The following is an 18,732-nucleotide window of genomic DNA, read 5'->3' on the forward strand; positions in this document are numbered from 1 at the left end:
CAGGGCTGGGGCACCCGGCGCACCACCAACGGCAAGACCATCTGGTGTGCCCAGGGTCTCGGCCCGACGTGATCCCGGTCGCCGTCGGGTCTGCCTGAGGACGGGTCTGGCGGCGGCTCCCGTCTCCTCCTCCGCCACGACGACCCGACCGCGCCGGACGGGAGGGTCCGGCGCCGTCGGGTGGCGGCCCTCGGGCTATTCCTGCTTCTCGCCGGAGGCGTAGCGGGAGATGATCAGCGCGATGATGATGATCGCGCCGTTGAGGAACTGGTTCCACAGGGGCGGGACGCCGGCCAGGGTCATGACGTTGACCACGAGCTGGAGCGTCAGGACACCGGTGAGGGCGCCGAAGAGTGTGCCGCGGCCGCCGTTGAGGCTGACGCCGCCGATGACGGTGGCGGCGAAGACCTGGAAGATCCAGCCGTTGCCCTGGTCGGCGGAGATGGAGCCGTAGTGGCCGGTGTAGAGGACGCCGGCGAAGGCCGCGAGCAGGCCGCCGAGGATCAGCACGGCCCAGGTGATCCGGCCGACGCGGATGCCCGCGGCCCGGGCGGCCTCGGCGTTGCCGCCGATGGCGTACAGCGCGCGGCCGTGCCGCAGCCAGGCGAGGGCGCTGCCGCCGGCGAGGAAGAGCAGGGCGCAGATCCAGATCGCGGCCGGGACGCCGAGCCAGCTCGCGCTGCCGAGGTAGCGGAAGGAGTCCGGCACGTTGACGATGGACTGGCCCTGGGAGACGGCGACTTGGAGGCCGCGGAGCAGCGTGAGCGCGCCGAGGGTGACGATGAAGCCGTTGAGGCGCAGCTTGAGGATGAGGAAGCCGTTGATCGCGCCGATGAGGGCGCCGACCAGCAGGCACAGGGGGATGGCGGTCCAGGTGGGGAAGAGCCCGAGGCCGTTGAAGCGGGCGCCGTGGTCGGGCAGGACGAGCCAGACGGCGATCACCGGGGCGACGCCGATGGTGGATTCCAGGGAGAGGTCCATCCGCCCGGCGATCAGGATGAGCGCCTCGGCGAGGACCAGCAGGCTCAGTTCGGTGGCCTGCTGGCCGACGCCCAGGAGGTTGTCGGAGGTGAGGAACGCCGGCGACACGATGAAGCCGATGACGCCCAGCACGAACAGGACCGGGACGAGCGACAGGTCGCGGTAGCGGGCGAGGTCGAGGCGGCGGCCTGCGGGGACGCCGCCCGCCGCGCCGGGGAGCTCGGGGAGCTCAGTGGTGGGAGACATTGCCTTCCTTCGTGTCGGTCGGGCCGGACATGCCCTCCATGGCCGCGACCAGCTGTTCGTCGCTCCAGCCGGGTTCGAACTCGGCGACCACGCGCCCCTGGAACATGGCCAGGACGCGGTCGCAGACGCGCAGGTCGTCGAGTTCGTCGGAGACGATCAGGGCGCTTCTGCCCTCGTCGGCGACCTGGCGGATGGTGCCGAGCAGGGATTCCTTGGACTTGATGTCGACGCCGTTGGTCGGCCGGATGGCGACCAGGACGTGCGGCTCGGTGGCCAGCGCGCGGGCGATGACGACCTTCTGCTGGTTGCCTCCGGACAGCGCGGACACCGGGGTCGCCGGTCCGGGGGTCTTGATGTCCAGGCCGTCGATCATGCGCTGGGCGAAGGCCCGCGTGCGCGAGGGCAGGACGGTGCCGTACGGGCCGAGCTGGTCGGTGACGGTGAGGGTCGCGTTCTCGGCGACGCTGCGCTGGGGCACCAGGCCCTGGACGTGGCGGTCCTCGGGCACGAACCCGATGCCGGCCGCGAGCGCGGCGGGGACCTTTCCGGTGCGCACCGGCCGTCCGGCGACGGTGACGGCTCCGGCCCCGGGACGGTGCAGGCCCGCGAGGGTCTCGCCGAGCTGCACGTTGCCGCTGGCGGCGGCGCCGGCCAGGCCGACCACCTCGCCGGGCCTGGCGGTCAGGTCGACGTCCCGGTAGTGGCCGGCCAGGCTCAGGCCCGTGACGTCGAGCAGCGGCGGCGCGCCGTCCGGGAGCGTCCTTCCGGTCACCGACCAGCTGGGCTCCGCGCCGCGGGAGGACTCGCCGGTCATCGCCTCCACCAGGGCCTGCTGGTCGAGGTCGGCGACCGGGGCGGTGACGATGTGCCGGGCGTCGCGGTAGACCGTGACGGTGGTGCAGAGCTCGTAGACCTCCTGCAGGTGGTGCGAGATGAACAGGAAGGCGACGCCCTGCCGCCGGAGGTCCCGGAGCTTGTCGAAGAGCTTCTCGATGCCGCGGGCGTCGAGCTTGGCCGTGGGCTCGTCCAGGATGATGAACCGGGCGCCGAAGGACAGTGCGCGGGCGATCTCGACGAACTGGCGCTGCTCGACGGTCAGGGCCTCGGCACGGGCCGTCGGGTCGACATCCACTCCGTACTCGGCGAGCAACTCGCTTGCCCGGTGGCGCAGTTGCTTCCAGCTGATCGGGCGCAGCGCACCGGCCCTCTGCCGGTCCAGGCTGTGCCGGTCCAGGCTGTGCCTGTTCAGGAAGAGGTTCTCCGCGACGGTCAGCGCGGGGATGATCGTGGAGCGCTGGTAGACGCAGGCGACGCGCGAGCGCCAGGCGTCGGTGTCGCCGGGGGCGGGGGCGGGTTCTCCGTTGTACCGCAGGGTGCCGGTGTCGGGGTTCTGCAGTCCGGTGAGGATCGAGACGAGGGTGGATTTGCCCGCGCCGTTGCGCCCGACCAGGGCGTGCGATTCGCCGGGGGCGACCGAGATGCGGGCGTCGCTGAGGGCGACGGTGGCGCCGAAGCGCTTGCTGATCCCGTCGGCCTCGACGACGGGGCCCCGGACGGGGCTGGGATCCGCCATGGCGGGGAGTCCTCTCCATGGGTCCGCGGGCGGGCGGCCTGGGGTGCCGTGCTCCGCGGAGGCTTGGGTCACTTGCCGACGTTGTTGCCCCAGAGGCTCTTGTCGTCGACGTTGTCCTTGGTCACCAGGGGCGCGGGGAGCTGGTCCTCCAGGCCGTTGGGCAGCTGGATGATGGTGGAGTCGTGGTCGGTCGGGCCGGGCTGGAAGGTCTTGCCCGCGGCACCCGCCTGCGCGTAGAAGAGCCCGTACTTGGCGTAGAGGTCGGCGGGCTGGGAGACGGTGGCGTCGATGTCGCCCTTGCGGATGGCGTCGAACTCCTGCGGGATGCCGTCGTTGGAGACGATCGCGATGTGCCCCGGCTGACCGGCGGGCTTGAGCAGGTCCTTCTGCTGGAGCAGGGCGAGAGTCGGCTGCAGGAAGGCACCCCCGGCCTGCAGGTAGATGCCGCCGAGGTCGGCGTTGGCGGCAAGGGTCGACTGGAGCTTCGCCGAGGCGACGTCCCCCTTCCAGTCGGTGGCCAGCTCGATCACCTGGATGCCGGGGAACTTCTCCTTCATGCAGGCCGCGAAGGCCTCCGAGCGGTCGCGGCCGTTGATGGAGCTCAGCGCGCCCTGCAGCTCGGCGACCTTGCCCTTGCCGCCGAGCTGCTTGCCGAGGAACTCGCACGCCTTGGTGCCGTAGGCCTTGTTGTCGGCCCGGACCACCATGTAGACGGTGCCCTTGTCGGGGCGGGTGTCGACGCTGACGACCGGGATCTTCTTGGCGGACAGCTGGTCGAGGGTCGGGGCGATCGCACCGGTGTCCTGCGGAGCCATGACGACGGCCTTGGCGCCGGTGTTCTGGAAGACCTGGACGTTGGCGACCAGCTTGGTGACGTCGTTCTGGGAGTTGCTGACCGGCAGGGTGTTCAGGCCCTGGGAGGAGGCGTCCTGCTTGACGTACTGCGCATAGGAGTTCCAGAAATCGGAGTCCGCGCGGGGCAGGTCGACGCCGATCGAGGGCTTGCCGCCGGCGGCGGAGGAGGAGGTCGAGTCGCTGCCGCGGTTGCAGGCCGTGGCGAAGCCCGCCAGGACGACCACGGCGGCGGCCGTGGCCGCGATTCTGGAGGAGCGAGGCTTCATGGTGCGGGTCTCCTTGGCTGGGAAGGCCGGCGCCGCGGCGGCGCGGGGTGGGAGGCGGATCGCGGGGCGTCCGGGCATCCGGCGGCAGTCATCGGATGGCTGCTGGTGCGGAGGACTTTACGAGCCGGAAATCCGGCTGACAAGAGGAAACCTCGGATGACTCCCGGCCGTGATCCCGGCCTCTCCCCTTGCCTCCCCGGGGACTCCAATGCACGGACTAACCTGCGTAGTTGAAAGCAGCTGGGGCACTCCACGAGCAAACATCGGAGGAATTCTTGCGGCGTCCAGTGAGGCCTCGTATGGTCATCGCAGCACGGATACATCTGATGTGTTGATGGGAGCCATCACATGAAGCTGCTGCGAGTCGGCGAGCCGGGAGCGGAGATCCAGGCCGTCCGCGACGAGGACGGAACGGTCTACACCCTCGCGGGCCTGACCGATGACATCGACGGGGCCTTCCTCGCCTCGGGCGGGATCGGCCGGGTCCAGCGCGCCTTGGCCGAAGGGACGCTGCCGCGCCTCGATGCGGCCGGCTTGCGGGTGGGCGCCCCGGTCGCCCGTCCCGGCAGGGTGGTCTGCATCGGCCTCAACTACCGCGACCACGCGGAGGAGACCGGGGCGGCCGTCCCCGAGCGGCCGGTGCTCTTCATGAAGGACCCGTCCACCGTCGTCGGCCCCGGAGACAAGGTGCAGATCCCGCGCGGCTACCTGCGGGCGGGCGACACCGTCGAGCTGTCCGTCGACGGCCTCGGCACCCAGCGCCAGACGTTCATCGACGCGTGAAAGGCACCCCCTTGTCCGCAACCACCGCGCGGATCACCGCCGTCGACACCCACGACATCCGCTTCCCCACCTCGCGGGAGCTGGACGGGTCCGACGCGATGAACCCCGACCCCGACTACTCCGCCGCCTACGTCGTCCTGCGCACCTCGGCGGGCGGCCACGAGGGCCACGGCTTCACCTTCACCATCGGCCGCGGCAACGACGTCCAGGTCGCCGCCATCGACGCGCTGCGCGGGTACGTCGTCGGGCGCCCGGTCGCCGAGCTGTGCGCCGACCCCGGCTCGCTGTACCGCGACCTCATCGGCGACAGCCAGCTGCGCTGGCTCGGCCCCGAGAAGGGCGTGATGCACATGGCCATCGGCGCCGTCGTCAACGCCGTCTGGGACCTCGCCGCCAAGCACGAGGGCAAGCCGCTCTGGCAGCTGCTCGCCGACGCCGAACCGGAGTGGCTCGTCTCCCAGGTCGACTTCCGCTACCTCGCCGACGCCCTCGACCCGGCGGAGGCCCTGGAACTGCTGCGGCGCGGCAAGGAGGGCGCGCCCGAGCGCGCCGCCGAGCTGCTCCGGCGCGGCTACCCCGCCTACACCACCTCCCCCGGCTGGCTCGGCTACTCCGACGAGAAGCTCACCCGCCTCGCCGAGGAGGCCATCGCCGACGGCTTCACCCAGATCAAGCTCAAGGTCGGCGCCGACCTCGCCGACGACATCCGCCGCTGCCGCACCGCCCGCGCGGCCGTCGGACCGGACATCCGGATCGCCATCGACGCCAACCAGCGCTGGAACGTCCCCGAGGCCATCGAGTGGACCAAGGCCCTCGCGGAGTTCGACCCGTACTGGATCGAGGAGCCCACCAGCCCCGACGACGTACTGGGGCACGCGGCCATCCGGCGACAGGTAAGCCCGGTGAAGGTCGCCACCGGCGAGCACGTGCAGAACCGCATCGTCTTCAAGCAGCTGCTCCAGGCCGGCGCCATCGACGTCCTCCAGCTCGACTCCGCCCGCGTCGGCGGCGTCAACGAGAACCTCGCCATCCTGCTGCTCGCCGCCAAGTTCGGTGTCCCGGTGTGCCCGCACGCCGGCGGCGTGGGCCTGTGCGAACTCGTCCAGCACCTGTCCATGTTCGACTACGTGGCGCTCACCGGCACCACCGAGGACCGCGTCATCGAGTTCGTCGACCACCTCCACGAACACTTCCTCGACCCGGTGGTGATCACCGACGGCCACTACCGCACCCCCACCGCGCCCGGGTTCTCCGCCGCCATGCACCAGTCCTCGCTGGACACCTACCACTACCCGCACGGCTCGTTCTGGGCCGCGGAACTGGCGCAGACCGAGGGAGCGAGCGCATGACCGCGGCAGAACTCGACGGACTGACGGCTCTCGTCACCGGCGGCGCCTCCGGGATCGGCCTCGCCACCGCCTCGCTCCTCGCCGGGCTGCCTGTCGTGTGGGAGCTCTGACCCCGCCGGACGCTCGGGCCGGCCTCGGTGCCGGGAAGCGCTGCGGTGCCGGGAAGCGCTGTGGCCGGCCCGAGCGGAACCCTTATGCTGCGAAGATCAGATGACCAGGAAGGGCGTAGTCGTGCCAGTCACCGACGAGGCGATCGAGAAGATCAAGGCCATGATCGTGAGCGGTGAGCTCCGCCCCGGTTCGAGGCTTCCGAAGGAGGCCGACCTCGCCGAGCGGCTCGGCCTCTCGCGCAGCTCCCTGCGGGAGGCCGTCAAGGCCCTCTCGCTCATCCGGGTGCTCGACGTGCGTCAGGGCGACGGCACGTACGTGACCAGCCTGTCGCCCGAAGTCCTCCTGGACGCACTGGGTTTCGTCGTCGACTTCCACCAGGACAACACGGTCCTGGAGTTCCTGGAGGTCCGCCGCATCCTGGAGCCCGCGGCCACCGCGATGGCCGCCCGGGTCATGTCCGACGAGGACATCGCCGCCCTGCGCGATCTGCTGGAGAGCCTGGACGAGGAACCGTCGCTCGACGATCTCATCGCCAACGACCTGGAGTTCCACCGCAGGATCGCGGCCGGGTCTGGCAACACCGTGCTTTGTTCGCTGATCGAGGGCCTGTCCGGGCCCACCACGCGCGCGCGGATCTGGCGCGGACTGACCGAGGAGGGCGCGGTGGCCCGCACCCGCCAGCAGCACCGCGCCATCCTCGACGCCATCTCCCGCCGCATGCCGGAGGTCGCCCACGCCTGGGCGACCGCACACGTCGCCGGGGTCGAACAGTGGCTCCGCGACACCCTCGGCGAGGCGGAGTCACACCTCTGGGCAGCCGACCAGGACCTGCGACCGGCCCGGCGGCGCCATGAGGGAACGAGTCGCCGCGAGTCCGGATGACAAGTAGAGGCATCCGATGATTCTCCAACGCGACATCAGGGTTTCGGCCATATCTTCGCGCTATCGTCGGCTCGATATGGACATACATCAGATGTATTACCCCCGACTGCCTGGACTCCTCGGCGCGCACGGCCTATAAATCCATCACATGACCCGAATCGATGTGAACGCTCACACCTTCCGTCGCTTCCCCCGCCGGACGGTGCACCTGGACTTCCACACCGGCCCCAAGATCCCCGACGTGGGAAGGGACTTCGACCCCGCGACCTTCGCCCGGGCCTTCAAGGACGCCCACGTCGACAGTGTGACCGTCTTCGCCAAGTGCCACCACGGCCACCTCTACTACGGGACCGACCGCCCGGAGCGCCACCCCGGGCTCGCTCCCGACCTCGACCTGCTCGCCGAGCAGGTCGAGGCCCTGCACGCCGAGGGCATCCGTGCTCCGATCTACCTGTCGCTCCAGGTCGACGAGTACGCCGCCCGCGAGCACCCCGAGTGGATCGCGCACGGCGAGGACCTGAAGCTCGCCCGCTGGAGCACCTCGGCGTTCGAGGCGGCCTGGAACATCCTCGACATGTCCAGCCCCTACGCCGACTACTTCGCCGACCAGCTGGACGAGGTGCTGCGGCGCTTCGCGCCGGTCGACGGCATCTTCATCGACATGTGCTGGAACCAGCCCAGCGTGAGCCGCTGGGCCGTGGACGGGATGCGCCGCGAGGGGCTGGACCCGGCCGACGCGGACCACCGGAACCGCTACGCGGACCTCGTGGCCCGGCGCTACATGGCCCGCTACTCCGCGATGGTGGAGAAGGTCCTGCCCGCCGACGCCGTCCAGAGCGTCTGGTTCAACGGCCGGCCCAAGACCGGGCTGCCCGAAGAGCGGCAGTTCGTCCGGCACGTCGAGATCGAGGGCCTGCCCACCGGCGGCTGGGGCTACGCGTTCCTCCCGTACGTGGCACGCTTCGTCCGTCCCCTGGGGCTGCCGATGCTCAGCCACACCGGGCGGTTCCACGAGAGCTGGGGGGACAACGCGGCCCTCAAGCCGCGGGCGGCGCTGCTCTACGAGACCAGCCAGATGCTGAGCCACGGTCTGACCGGCGGTGTGGGGGACGTGCTGCACCCGCGGGGCGTCGCCGCTCCGGCGGTGTACGAGCTCATCGGCTCGGTCTACGGACACATCGAGGCGTGCGAGCCCTTCGTCGAAGGCGGACAGGTCCTCAGCGAGGTCGCCCTGGTCACCGACCCCGGCCTCGGCGACAACCCCGGCGCGAGCAACATCGGCGCCGTACGGGCACTGCAACAGCTCCGGGCCCAGTTCGACGTGGTCCTGCCGACAGCCGACCTGAGCGGGTACCGGGCGGTCGTGGTGCCGGAGACCACGACGGTCGACGACGACCTGGCGGAGCGCCTGCTCGCGTTCCGGCGGGCCGGCGGGGCCGTGCTGCTGGTCGGGCCGGCGCTGCTCAGGAACGGCTCCGAGCCCGCCCTCCCCGATCTCCCCGTCGAGGGCCTGGCGCCCGCGCCGGCCGGTGAGGTCTTCCTCGCCTGCCAGGGCGTCCCCGGTGTCCCGGAGGACTTCCCGGTCATCAGCCACGGCTCCCGGCTGACCGCCCGGGCACTGCCCGGCGCCGAGGTCCTGGCCCGGGTGGTGGCACCCTACTTCCCTCGTTCCTGGGACCGGTTCTGCGGCCACTCCTACACGCCCCCGGCCGACCCGACCGACGAGGCGGCCGTCGTCGTCGGCGACGGGGTGGCCGCGGTGACCGTGCCGCTGCTGGAGGCCTTCCACGAACACGGCCTGGAGACGTACCGTCAGCTGCTCGGCGCCGCCCTGGACCGGCTCCTGCCGGACCCGCTCGTCCGTGCCGGCGGGCCGGTCCACCTGGAGACCACCGTGAAGCGCACCGCCACGGGCACCGTGGTGCACCTGATCAGCTTCGTCCCGTCCCGGGAAACGCCGGAACTCGACCTGGTCCACGACCCGTTCCCGCTGGTCGACGTGCCCGTCGCCGTCCGTCTCGCCGCCGCCCCGCGCTCCGTGCGGCTCCAGCCGGCCGGGCAGGAGCTGCCCTGGGAGTACGACGGCGAGTACGTCCGTGTGCGGGTCACCACCGGGGACGGCCACGCGATGGTCGTGGTCGAGCACGACTGACCGCGAGGTACGGGCCCCGGGTCACCCGGCGGGCAGGAGCAACGGGTCCGCCATGATCCGGCGCACCGTCGTCAGCGCCGCGCCCAGCAGCGGGCCGCGCCGCCCCAGCGCGGACGGGCGCAGCGCGTCCGGATCCCAGGGGCGGACGGTGACCCGGGCGGCCAACTCGGCGCGCACGGGCGGCAGTAGCCACTCGGCGAGTTCGGCGTAGGCGCCGCCCAGGACGAGGGCGTCCGGGTCGATGAGCTCCACGGCGGACGCGAGGGCGAGGCCCAGGGCCTGCCCGGCGCGGTCCAACGCGCGCAGGGTGGGCTCGTGCCGGGCCGCCGCCCGCTCGGTGAGCAGGGCGACCGGGTCGCCCGGGCGGTGCTGCGCGAGACCGGCCTCGCGCAGCACCGCCGCGTCGCCCGCGTACTGTTCCAGGCAGCCGCGGGCGCCGCAGGCGCAGTCGGCGCCGTCCGGCCGGACGGGTATGTGGCCGAGTTCGCCGGCGAAGCCGCGGGCGCCCCGGAACAGCCGTCCGTCGATGACGAGGGCGGCGCCGATCCCGGCCTCGGCGGAGACGTGGACGAAGGTCTCCGCGGCCTGCTCGGCGCTCCAGTACTCGGCCAGCGCCCCGAGGTTGGCCTCGTTCTCCGGCTCGGGCGCGGTGTCCGGGTCGGGCCAGTGGTCGGCCGGGCGGACACCGCGCCAGCCGAGGTTGGGTGCGCGCTCGACCAGCCCGGCCGGTTGGTTCGCCACGACTCCGGGGACCGCCAGGACGCGGCCCTCGACGCGCAGGCCGAGGGCGGCGGCCTCGGCCTGCGCGTCGGCCGCCAGCGCGGCGGTCTCCGCCAGGACCTCCCCGACCGGCCGGCCCGTGTTGGCCCGCTCGACCCGGCGCCACACCCGGGGCTCGCCGCGCAGGTCCACCACGCACGCGCCGAGGTGGGTGATGCCGATCTCCAGCCCCAGGCCGGCCGGGCCGCGGTCGTTCACGGCCAGGGCCCGGCCGGGGCGCCCGACCCGTCCGCTGGCCGTGGCCGCCGCCTCGGTCAGGGCTCCGCGGCCGATCAGCTCGTCCACGAGGGAGGAGACGGCCGCCCTGGTCAGGCCGATGCGCCCGGCGACGTCCGCGCGGGAGAGCGGGCTGTGCCCGGCGACCGCGCCGAGGACCAACGAGAGGTTCTGCCGCCGCATGTCCTGTTGCGACGCGGGTCCGTTCTCCAGCCCCCTGCCCGCCCTGACCACCACCGTCACGCGCCCCTCCTACCGGTCCTCGGCCGGGGCGCCCTGCAAGGCCCCGGCCCGACGCAGGGTATCCCCGATCCGCATCAGCGCGTCCTCGTCCTTCTTCACGGCCTCCAGCACCGGGCCCTCGGCCGTCCGCCAACGGCGCGCCACGGCGTCCGCGGGCTCGCTGGTGAGCAGCGCGGCGGCCTGGGCGGCGGCGCCGAGCGCGACCAGCTCCTGCGCCTCGGGCACCTGGACCGCCCGGCCCGAGAGCCGCAGGACGGTCCGCTGCCACGCCGGGCCGCGGGCGCCGCCGCCGATCAGCAGCAGTGGCTCGTCGCCCTCGGGGTCCTCGCCTCCTGCGCGCAGGACCCCGTCCAGAGCCGCGAGCAGGGCGTGGGCGGCGCCGTCGTAGGCGGCCTGGAGCAGCTGCCCCCGGGTGGTGTCGTGGCGCAGCCCGTGGACCAGACCGGAAGCGCCGGGGAGGTCCGGGGTGCGCTCGCCGTCCAGGTAGGGCAGGACGACCGCGGTGCCGCCCTCCTCGACCTCCTCGCGGCCGCGTCCGAGCAGGGCGGCGAAGCGGTCGACGGCCAGGGTGCAGTTGAGCGTGCAGGCCAGTGGCAGCCAGCGGCCGAGGGCGTCGGCGAAGCCCGCGACGGTGCCGCTCGGATCGGCGGGCCGTTCCCGGCCGACGGCGTAGACGGTGCCGGAGGTGCCGAGGCTGAGCACCGGCTGCCCGGGGCGCAGGCCGAGCCCGATGGCGGCCGCCATGTTGTCGCCCGTGCCGGTGGCCACCGGCGTCCCCTCGCGCAGCGGCAGGCCGGGACGGACGACGCCGGCCCGGGCACCGGGCGGGAGGACCCGGGGCAGGAGCGCGGGGTCGAGGCCGATGCGGGCGAGGATGTCCTGGTCGTACCCGTCCGGGCCCCACCAGCCGGTGCCCGAGGCGTCTCCGCGGTCGGTGACGGCCTCGCCGGTGAGCCGCTGCGTCAGGAAGTCGTGGGGCAGGCGGACGGCCGCGACGCGGTCGGCCGCGGCGGGCTCGTTGGCGCGCAGCCAGGCCCACTTGGGGGCGGTGAAGGCGGCGGTCGGGACGCTGCCGGTCCGGCGGGCGAGCTCCGCCGCGCCGAGCGCGTCGCGCAGCTCGGCCGCCTGCGGCGCGGACCGGACGTCGTTCCAGAGCAGCGCCGGACGGACCGGGCGGCCGGCCGCGTCCAGGGTGACGAGGCCGTGCTGCTGGCCGGCGACGGAGACGGCGGCCGCGCGGTCAGCCCAGCCCGTGCGCACCGCGGCCTCGCCGAGCGCCTCCCACCACTGCTCGGGATCGCTCTCCCGGCCGGCGCCCGTGCCGACCGTGTGCCGGGAGCGGCCCTCGCCCACCACGTCGCCGGTGTCGATGTCGACGGCCAGGGCCTTGGTGGACTGGGTCGAGCTGTCGACACCGATCACGACGCGCTGCTCGGCCATGTGTTCCTCCGGTGTGTGGGTTCCCTTTTGACGTTCCGGCATACTAATTTGTTGAGGGCCCTGACAAACACCCCTCCGCACGTGATTCGGAGCCGCGTCATGTCCAGCGACCCGCTCGTCCCCACCCCCGCGCACAAGTTCACCTTCGGCCTGTGGACCGTCGGCTGGCAGGGGCGCGACCCCTTCGGCGACGCGACCCGGCCCGCCCTCGACCCGGTCGAGACCGTGCAACGGCTGGCCGCGCTCGGAGCCCACGGCGTCACCTTCCACGACGACGACCTGATCCCCTTCGGCGCCGGCGACGCCGAGCGCGAGCAGCTGGTCAAGCGCTTCCGCGCCGCCCTGGACACGGCCGGGCTGAAGGTGCCGATGGCCACCACCAACCTCTTCACCCACCCCGTCTTCAAGGACGGCGCGTTCACCGCCAACGACCGCGACGTACGGCGCTACGCGCTGCGCAAGACCATCCGCAACATCGACCTGGCCGCGGAGCTCGGCGCCTCGGTCTACGTCGCCTGGGGCGGGCGCGAGGGCGCCGAGTCGGGGGCGGCCAAGGACGTGCGCACGGCCCTCGACCGGCTGAAGGAGGCCTTCGACCTCCTCGGCGAGTACGTCGAGGAGCAGGGCTACGACCTGCGCTTCGCCATCGAGCCCAAGCCCAACGAGCCGCGCGGCGACATCCTGCTGCCCACCGTCGGCCACGCGCTGGCGTTCATCAACGAGCTGGAACGCCCCGACCGGGTCGGCCTCAACCCGGAGGTCGGCCACGAGCAGATGGCCGGGCTGAACTTCCCGCACGGCATCGCCCAGGCCCTGTGGCACGGCAAGCTGTTCCACATCGACCTCAACGGCCAGTCCGGCGTCAAGTACGACCAGGACCTCCGCTTCGGCGCGGGCGACCTGCGGCAGGCCTTCTGGCTCGTCGACCTGCTGGAGTCGGCCGGCTACGACGGGCCACGGCACTTCGACTTCAAGCCGCCGCGCACCGAGGACTTCGACGGCGTGTGGGCCTCGGCAGCCGCCTGCATGCGCAACTACCTGCTGCTGGCGGAGCGTTCCCGCGCCTTCCGAGCCGACCCGGAGGTCCGGGCCGCGCTCGCCGCCTCGCGGCTGCCCGAACTCGCCCGCCCCACGGCCCAGGACGGCCTCGCCGGCCTCCTGGCGGACCGCTCCGCCTTCGAGGACTTCGACGTCGACGCCGCCGCCGGCCGCGGCATGGCCTTCGAGCAGCTCGACCAGCTGGCCTACGAGCACCTCCTCGGCGCCCGCTGACCGGATCCACCACCGAGCCGGGCCGCGCCGTCTGCCCGGCCCGGCCCGGCCCGGTCCGTTGCCGCCGCCCAGCGCTTCAACGAGAGGACCGCACATGTCGGCACGCTATTTCGAGGACTTCGCGAGCGGCCGTGGGGGGCTCGCCCCACGCGCGGTCCTGGATTCCGATGCCCCCAGGATCGATCTCAACGGGCAGTGGGCGTTCCGGTTCTCGCCGACGCTGCACGGCGAACCGGACGGCTTCCAGGACCCGGAGTTCGACGACGGTTCCTGGGACGCCCTCCCCGTCCCCTCGCACTGGCAGTTGCGCGGCTACGGCCGGCCGATCTACCTCAACGTCTCCTACCCCATCCCGCTCGACCCGCCCTTCGTCCCGGACGAGAACGAGACCGGGGACTACCGCCGGGTCTTCGACCTGCCCGAGTCCTGGGACGGCATGCCGGCCGTGGTGCGCTTCGGGGGCGTGGACTCCTGTGCCCGGGTCTGGCTCAACGGCACCGAACTCGGCGTCACCTACGGCAGCCGTCTGACGACCGAGTTCGACGCGACCACGCTGCTGCGGCCCGGCCGCAACGTGCTGGCCGTCCGGGTGCACCAGTTCTCCGCCGGTACGTACCTGGAGGACCAGGACACCTGGCGCCTGTCGGGCATCTTCCGCGACGTGGCACTGCTGGCCCGCCCGGTCGGCGGGATCCGGGACGTCTTCGTCCACGCCGACTACGACGCCGCCACCGGCGCGGGCCGGTTGCGCGTGGATGTGGACGCGGACGCGGACGCGCCGGTGCGGATCAGCGTCCCCGCCCTCGGCGTCCGCGATCAGCCGGCCGGGAGCGAGCTACGGCTCCCGGCGGTGCGGCCCTGGAGCGCGGAGGACCCACACCTCTACGAGGCCCGGCTGGCCACCGACAGCGAACGCGTGCGGATCCGAATCGGCTTCCGCTCCATCGCCGTCGACGAGAACGGAGTACTGCGGGTCAACGGACGCCGTGTCGTGCTGCGCGGGGTCAACCGGCACGAGTTCGACCCCGACCACGGCCGCACCCTCTCCGTCGACACCATGCGCCGCGACGTCGAACTGATGAAGCGTCACAACATCAACGCCGTCCGCACCTCCCACTACCCGCCGCACCCGGCCTTCCTCGACCTGTGCGACGAGCTCGGCCTGTACGTGACGCTCGAATGCGACCTGGAGACCCACGGGTTCGAGTACGCCGACCCGCAACCCTGGCAACGGAACCCGTCCGACGACCCGCGATGGCGCGACGCGTACCTGGACCGCATCGAACGCACGGTCGAGCGGGACAAGAACCACCCCGGCATCGTCCTCTGGTCACTGGGCAACGAGGCCGGCGACGGCGAGAACCTGCGCGCGATGGCCGACCGGGTGCGCCGGCGCGATCCCTCCCGCCCGATCCACTACGAGGGCGACCGGCTCGCGGAGTACACCGACGTCCTCGGCCAGATGTACCGCCCGCCCGCGGCCGTCGCCCGCATCGGGCGGGGGCAACTGCTCCCGGGCGAGATCCACTACCCCGCGCGGCCCGGCTCCGGCGACCCGGCCGACGATCCGCGCAACCGCATGCCCTTCTTCCTGACCGAGTTCGGCCACGCGATGGGCAACGGGCCCGGCGGCCTGGCCGAGTACGCGCGGCTCTTCGACGAGTACCCGCGGGTGCAGGGCGGCTGGGTGTGGGAGTGGATGGACCAGGGGCTGCGGACGCACGACGCCGAAGGCCGCGAGTTCTTCGGATACGGTGGCGACTTCGGCGAGGACCTGCACGACGGCAACTTCATCTGCGACGGCCTGGTCTTCCCCGACCGCACCCCCTCGCCCGGCCTGCTGGAGTACGCCAAGGTCATCGCCCCGGTCCGGATCGGCCCCGGGCCGACGGCCGACACGCTGACCATCGAGAACCACTACGAGGTGCTGGGCCTCTCCCACCTGCGGTTCACCTGGTCGCTGGAGTGCGAGGGCACCGAGCTGGCCCGGGGTGAGCTGCCCACGCCGCAGCTGGCGGCCGGGGAGCACGGCCGGCTGCCGCTGCCCGCGTTCGACCTGCCGAGCGGGCCGGACGGCGAAGGCGACGGCGAATGCTGGCTCACCGTCCGGGCGGAGCTCGCCGAGGCCACCGCGTGGGCCCCCGAGGGCCACGTGGTCGCCTGGGGTCAACTCCCGCTGCCCACGACCGACCGGGGAAGCGGCCGCCGCCGCCCGGACGGCCCGCCGGTGGCGGCGGGCGTCACCGACCGGCACCTCGTGCTCGGGCCCGGGCGCTTCGACCCCACGACCGGACGTCTGCTCACCCTCGGTCGACTGCCCCTCCGAGGACCATGGTTGAACCTGTGGCGCGCCCCCACGGACAACGACCACGGCGGCTGGTGCCAGCAGGACGCCGCCTACTGGAAGGACCGGGGCCTGGACCGGCTGCGGCACCGCACCGTGTCCGTCGACCCCGGCCCCGGGGGCCTGACCGTCGTGGTCCGCAGCGCCGCCGCCGCGGTCGCCTGCGGCTACCTGACCACCTACCGCTGGACCAGCGACGGAACCGGCCTGCGCCTCCAGGTGCACGCCGAACCGGTCGGTCACTGGCCCGAGTACACGATCCGCTCCACCGACTCCGTGGTGGACTCCGAACTGCCGCCGCAGGAACAGCAGGAACTGCTCCGCAGGAACGCCGCACCTCCGCTGGCCCGGATCGGTCTCGCGTGGGAACTGCCGGCCGACTGGTCGCTGACCGAGTGGTTCGGCGCGGGCCCGGGAGAGGCCTACCCCGACTCGCGCCACGCGGTCCGGGTCGGACGCTTCCACGCCACGGTCGACCAACTGCAGACGCCCTACGTGCGCCCGCAGGAGAACGGCAACCGGATGGACGTGCGGTGGGCCGAGATCGGCGACGGCTCCGCCGCCGTCCGTGTCCGGGGCGAGGAGCTCTTCCACTTCTCCGCCCGTCGCTGGACCGACCGGGAACTCGCCGCGGCCCGGCACCGGACCGAACCGGCCCCCGGCCCGGTGGTCCACCTGCACACCGACCACGCCGTCCAGGGCCTCGGGAGCGCCGCCTGCGGTCCCGGCGTCCTGCCCCAGCACCGGCTCGAAGTCGGCACCGCCGACTTCACCCTCCTCCTCACACCGCTCCACCGCTCATGACGACGGGAACGGGCCTCGCGGAGCGTTCCCGCGTCTGCCGGCACCTCCCCGGCACCCGCTGACCGCATCCGTGACCGCATCCGTGACCGAGCCGGGCCGTGCCGGGAGCACGGCCCGGCTCGCTCCGTCGCGGTAGCCGGTGGGGCGGGCGAGGTTCACTCCCCCGAGGCGGGTGGCTGTGCCTGCGCTTCGATCACCAGTGCGTTGCCGGGCCGGTCGGTCAGGCCCGGGGCGGCGAGGCCGACCTGGGCGAGGTACCGGCCGGTCAGGGTGAGCGCGGTCGTACGCCGTGCCCAGGCGGGCCAGGTGTGCTCGGGGGAGGACAGCTCGGGGCGCACCCGCAGGGCGTAGCGGGTCGTGGGCTCCAGGCCGGGCAGGCGTACGGGCGCGCCGTTCTCGGCGACGGAGGTGTCCAGCTGGACGTAGGCGAAGACGGCGTGGGTCCGGTCCCGGGAGACGACGCCGTGGACCCAGGCGGCCGGGTCGGGGTGGTCGGTGCGGACGACGTCGCCGCCGTGGAGCAGCGGCCGCAGTTGCTTGTAGGCGCCGACCCACGCGGTGAGCGCGTCCAGGTCGTCCCGTGACCAACCGGAGATGTCGGACTCGATGCCGGCGTGTCCGAACAGGGCGGTGGCACAGCGGAAGGCGAGCGTGGTGTCGCGACGGCTGATGTGGGCGGGTGCGGAGCCGACGTGGGAGCCGATCAGCTCGTAGGGCAGGAGGAGGCCGGTCCAGCGCTGGACGGCCTGGCGTTCGATCGGGTCGATGTTGTCCGATCCCCAGATCCGGTCGGTGCGTTCGAGGATGCCGAGGTCGGCGCGGGCCCCGCCGGAGGAGCAGGACTCGATCTCCAACTCGGGGTGGCGGCTGCGCAGTTCGTCCAGGAGCCGGTAGACCGCCGTCGTCTGCGCGTGTACGCCGGGTCGGCCGTCGTGGACGGCGTCGGCCAGGTCGCGGTTGTGGTCCCACTTGAGGTAGTCGATGCCCACGTCCCCGACCAGGGTGCTGATCCGCTCCAGCAGGTAGGCGTAGGCGTCGGGGTTCGCGACGTCCAGGACGTGCTGGTTGCGCTGCTCGAACGGGAGGCGTTCGGCATCGGCGAGGAACCAGTCGGGGTGGGCGCGGGCCAGGTCGGAGTCCGGGTTGACCATCTCGGGCTCGACCCAGAGACCGAACTGCATGCCGAGCCCGTGGACGTGGTCGGCGATCGGGCCGAGGCCGTCGGGCCACACCTTCTCGTCGACGTACCAGTCGCCGAGGCCGGCCCGGTCGTGGCGGCGGTGGCGAAACCAGCCGTCGTCGACGACGAACCGCTCCACGCCGACCGTCGCAGCGGTGTGCGCGAGGGCGCGCAGCCGCTCGGGGTCGTGGTCGAAGTAGACCGCCTCCCAGATGTTCAGGGTGACCGGCCGGGCAGTGGTCGGGTGTCGGGGCCGGTCTCGGAGCATGCCGTGGAATCCGCGGCTGATCCCGTCCAGACCCGTGCCGGAGATCGCGAAGTACACCCACGGGGTGCGGTAGGACTCGCCCTCCGCCAGCCGGATCTCTCCCGCGTCCAGCAGTTCGCCGCCGCCGAGGACCGTCGTCCCGTCGGCCAGCCGCTCCGCGTACTGGACGTGGTTGCCGCTCCAGGCGGAGTGCACGCCCCAGACCTGGCCGTGCCGGAAACCGAAGCCCTCGGTGCCGGTGAGCAGCAGCCCGGCGTCGAAGCCGGTCCGGCCACGGCGGCTCTCCCTCGACCACACGCCCTGCCGCAGCGGGGCGCGCTGCGGCGAGCGCTCACGGGCCCAGCGGCCGGCGAAGTCCAGCAGTTCCACGGCGTGGGCGGGTACCGGCAGCACGCACGCCAGCGCGTCCAGGGTGTAGGCGTCGGTCGCCGTGTTGGTCAGGGCGTGGCGCAGCCGCACCACGCCGTGCTCCGTCATGTGCAGTTCGGTGTCCAGTGCGAGTCCCGCGCCAGGGTCCAGGGCCCGCAGGCGGACGACACCGCCCCGGCCGTCCCGGGCGCGTACGCCGACCGGTTCGGCGAGCTCGAAACGCGGGGGGCGGACCCGGCCGTCGCGGTGCCCGGCCAGGGCCGGCCGTCCGAACCAGCCCTGCCCCTGGGAGGGCATCAGGCTCCCGGCCCGGTGGCGCGAGGTGCGGCCCATGGCGTCGAGCACCTGCTCGGCGTCCCCGGCCCGGAAGCCGGGATCGACGCCCCAGTGCAGCACCCGGGGCAGCTCGGGTCCGGCGAGGTCGAGCGCGAGGGCCGCATCACCGGCCGACAACACGACGACGTTCGATTCAGTCATGTGGTCCTCGTTCGGGGAGGTGGGTCCTGGTTCAGTCGTCCTACCCGCCCACGTCGGCGGCAACGTCGGTGACGTGGGCGGCCGCTGCCCGGTACGGGACGAGGCCCCGCGCCACGGTGCGGTGGCGCGGGACCTCGCGTC

Annotated in this window: 11 protein-coding genes and 1 pseudogene; 6 read left to right on the forward strand and 6 right to left on the reverse strand. The window is 72.9% G+C overall.

From position 1 onward, the window contains the following. Positions 1–195: 195 nt before the first annotated feature. The 3 genes from ABTY56_RS14215 to ABTY56_RS14225 all read right to left on the reverse strand — a co-directional run bounded on the left by ABTY56_RS14215 (position 196) and on the right by ABTY56_RS14225 (position 3,921). Entirely contained in the window at positions 196–1,227 is a 1,032-nt protein-coding gene (locus ABTY56_RS14215; protein ID WP_350629041.1) for an ABC transporter permease, read from the reverse strand. Then, complete coding sequence (locus tag ABTY56_RS14220; protein WP_350629042.1) at positions 1,211–2,800, reverse strand: sugar ABC transporter ATP-binding protein; 1,590 nt, start codon at positions 2,798–2,800, stop codon at positions 1,211–1,213. Before ABTY56_RS14220 ends, ABTY56_RS14215 begins: the two co-directional genes overlap by 17 nt. A gap of 68 nt (positions 2,801–2,868) precedes the next feature. Then, positions 2,869–3,921 (reverse strand): sugar ABC transporter substrate-binding protein, encoded by a 1,053-nt coding sequence (locus ABTY56_RS14225; protein WP_350629043.1) that lies wholly within the window; start codon positions 3,919–3,921, stop codon positions 2,869–2,871. 348 nt (positions 3,922–4,269) lie between these two features. Between ABTY56_RS14225 and ABTY56_RS14230 the strand changes: the two are divergent. The 4 genes and pseudogenes from ABTY56_RS14230 to ABTY56_RS14245 all read left to right on the forward strand — a co-directional run. Continuing rightward, positions 4,270–4,662: pseudogene (locus ABTY56_RS14230) on the forward strand (fumarylacetoacetate hydrolase family protein); the annotation flags it as partial. A 53-nt stretch (positions 4,663–4,715) separates the two neighbouring features. After that, on the forward strand, positions 4,716–6,053 hold the full coding sequence (locus tag ABTY56_RS14235) for an L-fuconate dehydratase (RefSeq protein WP_350629044.1): 1,338 nt from the start codon (positions 4,716–4,718) through the stop codon (positions 6,051–6,053). A 231-nt stretch (positions 6,054–6,284) separates the two neighbouring features. After that, positions 6,285–7,046, forward strand: a complete 762-nt coding sequence (locus ABTY56_RS14240; RefSeq protein ID WP_350629045.1) for a FadR/GntR family transcriptional regulator — start codon at positions 6,285–6,287, stop codon at positions 7,044–7,046. 148 nt (positions 7,047–7,194) lie between these two features. Continuing rightward, a complete protein-coding gene (locus ABTY56_RS14245; RefSeq protein WP_350629046.1) occupies positions 7,195–9,198 on the forward strand; it encodes an alpha-L-fucosidase in 2,004 nt (667 codons plus the stop codon). A 21-nt stretch (positions 9,199–9,219) separates the two neighbouring features. On the opposite strand, the gene ABTY56_RS14250 is transcribed toward ABTY56_RS14245, so the two are convergent. After that, entirely contained in the window at positions 9,220–10,377 is a 1,158-nt protein-coding gene (locus ABTY56_RS14250) for an ROK family transcriptional regulator (RefSeq protein WP_350629128.1), read from the reverse strand. Between the two features lie 69 nt (positions 10,378–10,446). Then, on the reverse strand, positions 10,447–11,877 hold the full coding sequence (gene xylB, locus ABTY56_RS14255) for a xylulokinase (protein ID WP_350629047.1): 1,431 nt from the start codon (positions 11,875–11,877) through the stop codon (positions 10,447–10,449). 99 nt (positions 11,878–11,976) lie between these two features. On the opposite strand from xylB, the gene xylA reads away from it, so the two are divergent. Both xylA and ABTY56_RS14265 read left to right on the forward strand, forming a co-directional pair. Continuing rightward, entirely contained in the window at positions 11,977–13,149 is a 1,173-nt protein-coding gene (xylA, locus tag ABTY56_RS14260) for a xylose isomerase (protein ID WP_350629048.1), read from the forward strand. Positions 13,150–13,243: 94 nt separating this feature from the next. After that, the gene (locus ABTY56_RS14265; RefSeq protein WP_350629049.1) at positions 13,244–16,297 is read left to right on the forward strand and encodes a glycoside hydrolase family 2 TIM barrel-domain containing protein; all 3,054 of its coding nucleotides are present in this window, start codon (positions 13,244–13,246) and stop codon (positions 16,295–16,297) included. A gap of 155 nt (positions 16,298–16,452) precedes the next feature. Here the strand turns inward: ABTY56_RS14265 and ABTY56_RS14270 are convergent, their stop codons facing one another. Continuing rightward, the gene (locus ABTY56_RS14270; RefSeq protein ID WP_350629050.1) at positions 16,453–18,591 is read right to left on the reverse strand and encodes an alpha-galactosidase; all 2,139 of its coding nucleotides are present in this window, start codon (positions 18,589–18,591) and stop codon (positions 16,453–16,455) included. Positions 18,592–18,732: the final 141 nt, after the last annotated feature.

This window comes from Kitasatospora sp. NPDC097691 (assembly GCF_040302665.1).
In the GTDB taxonomy this organism is placed as follows: domain Bacteria; phylum Actinomycetota; class Actinomycetes; order Streptomycetales; family Streptomycetaceae; genus Kitasatospora.

What these genes read in the sequence shown, in the direction of transcription:
- ABTY56_RS14245 (WP_350629046.1), top strand. Translation starts at nt 7,195, where the DNA reads ATGACCCGAATCGATGTGAACGCTCACACCTTCCGTCGCTTCCCCCGC.
- ABTY56_RS14250 (WP_350629128.1), bottom strand. Translation starts at nt 10,377, where the DNA reads ATGCGGCGGCAGAACCTCTCGTTGGTCCTCGGCGCGGTCGCCGGGCAC.
- ABTY56_RS14225 (WP_350629043.1), bottom strand. Translation starts at nt 3,921, where the DNA reads ATGAAGCCTCGCTCCTCCAGAATCGCGGCCACGGCCGCCGCCGTGGTC.
- ABTY56_RS14220 (WP_350629042.1), bottom strand. Translation starts at nt 2,800, where the DNA reads ATGGCGGATCCCAGCCCCGTCCGGGGCCCCGTCGTCGAGGCCGACGGG.
- ABTY56_RS14265 (WP_350629049.1), top strand. Translation starts at nt 13,244, where the DNA reads ATGTCGGCACGCTATTTCGAGGACTTCGCGAGCGGCCGTGGGGGGCTC.
- ABTY56_RS14215 (WP_350629041.1), bottom strand. Translation starts at nt 1,227, where the DNA reads ATGTCTCCCACCACTGAGCTCCCCGAGCTCCCCGGCGCGGCGGGCGGC.
- xylB (WP_350629047.1), bottom strand. Translation starts at nt 11,877, where the DNA reads ATGGCCGAGCAGCGCGTCGTGATCGGTGTCGACAGCTCGACCCAGTCC.
- ABTY56_RS14270 (WP_350629050.1), bottom strand. Translation starts at nt 18,591, where the DNA reads ATGACTGAATCGAACGTCGTCGTGTTGTCGGCCGGTGATGCGGCCCTC.
- xylA (WP_350629048.1), top strand. Translation starts at nt 11,977, where the DNA reads ATGTCCAGCGACCCGCTCGTCCCCACCCCCGCGCACAAGTTCACCTTC.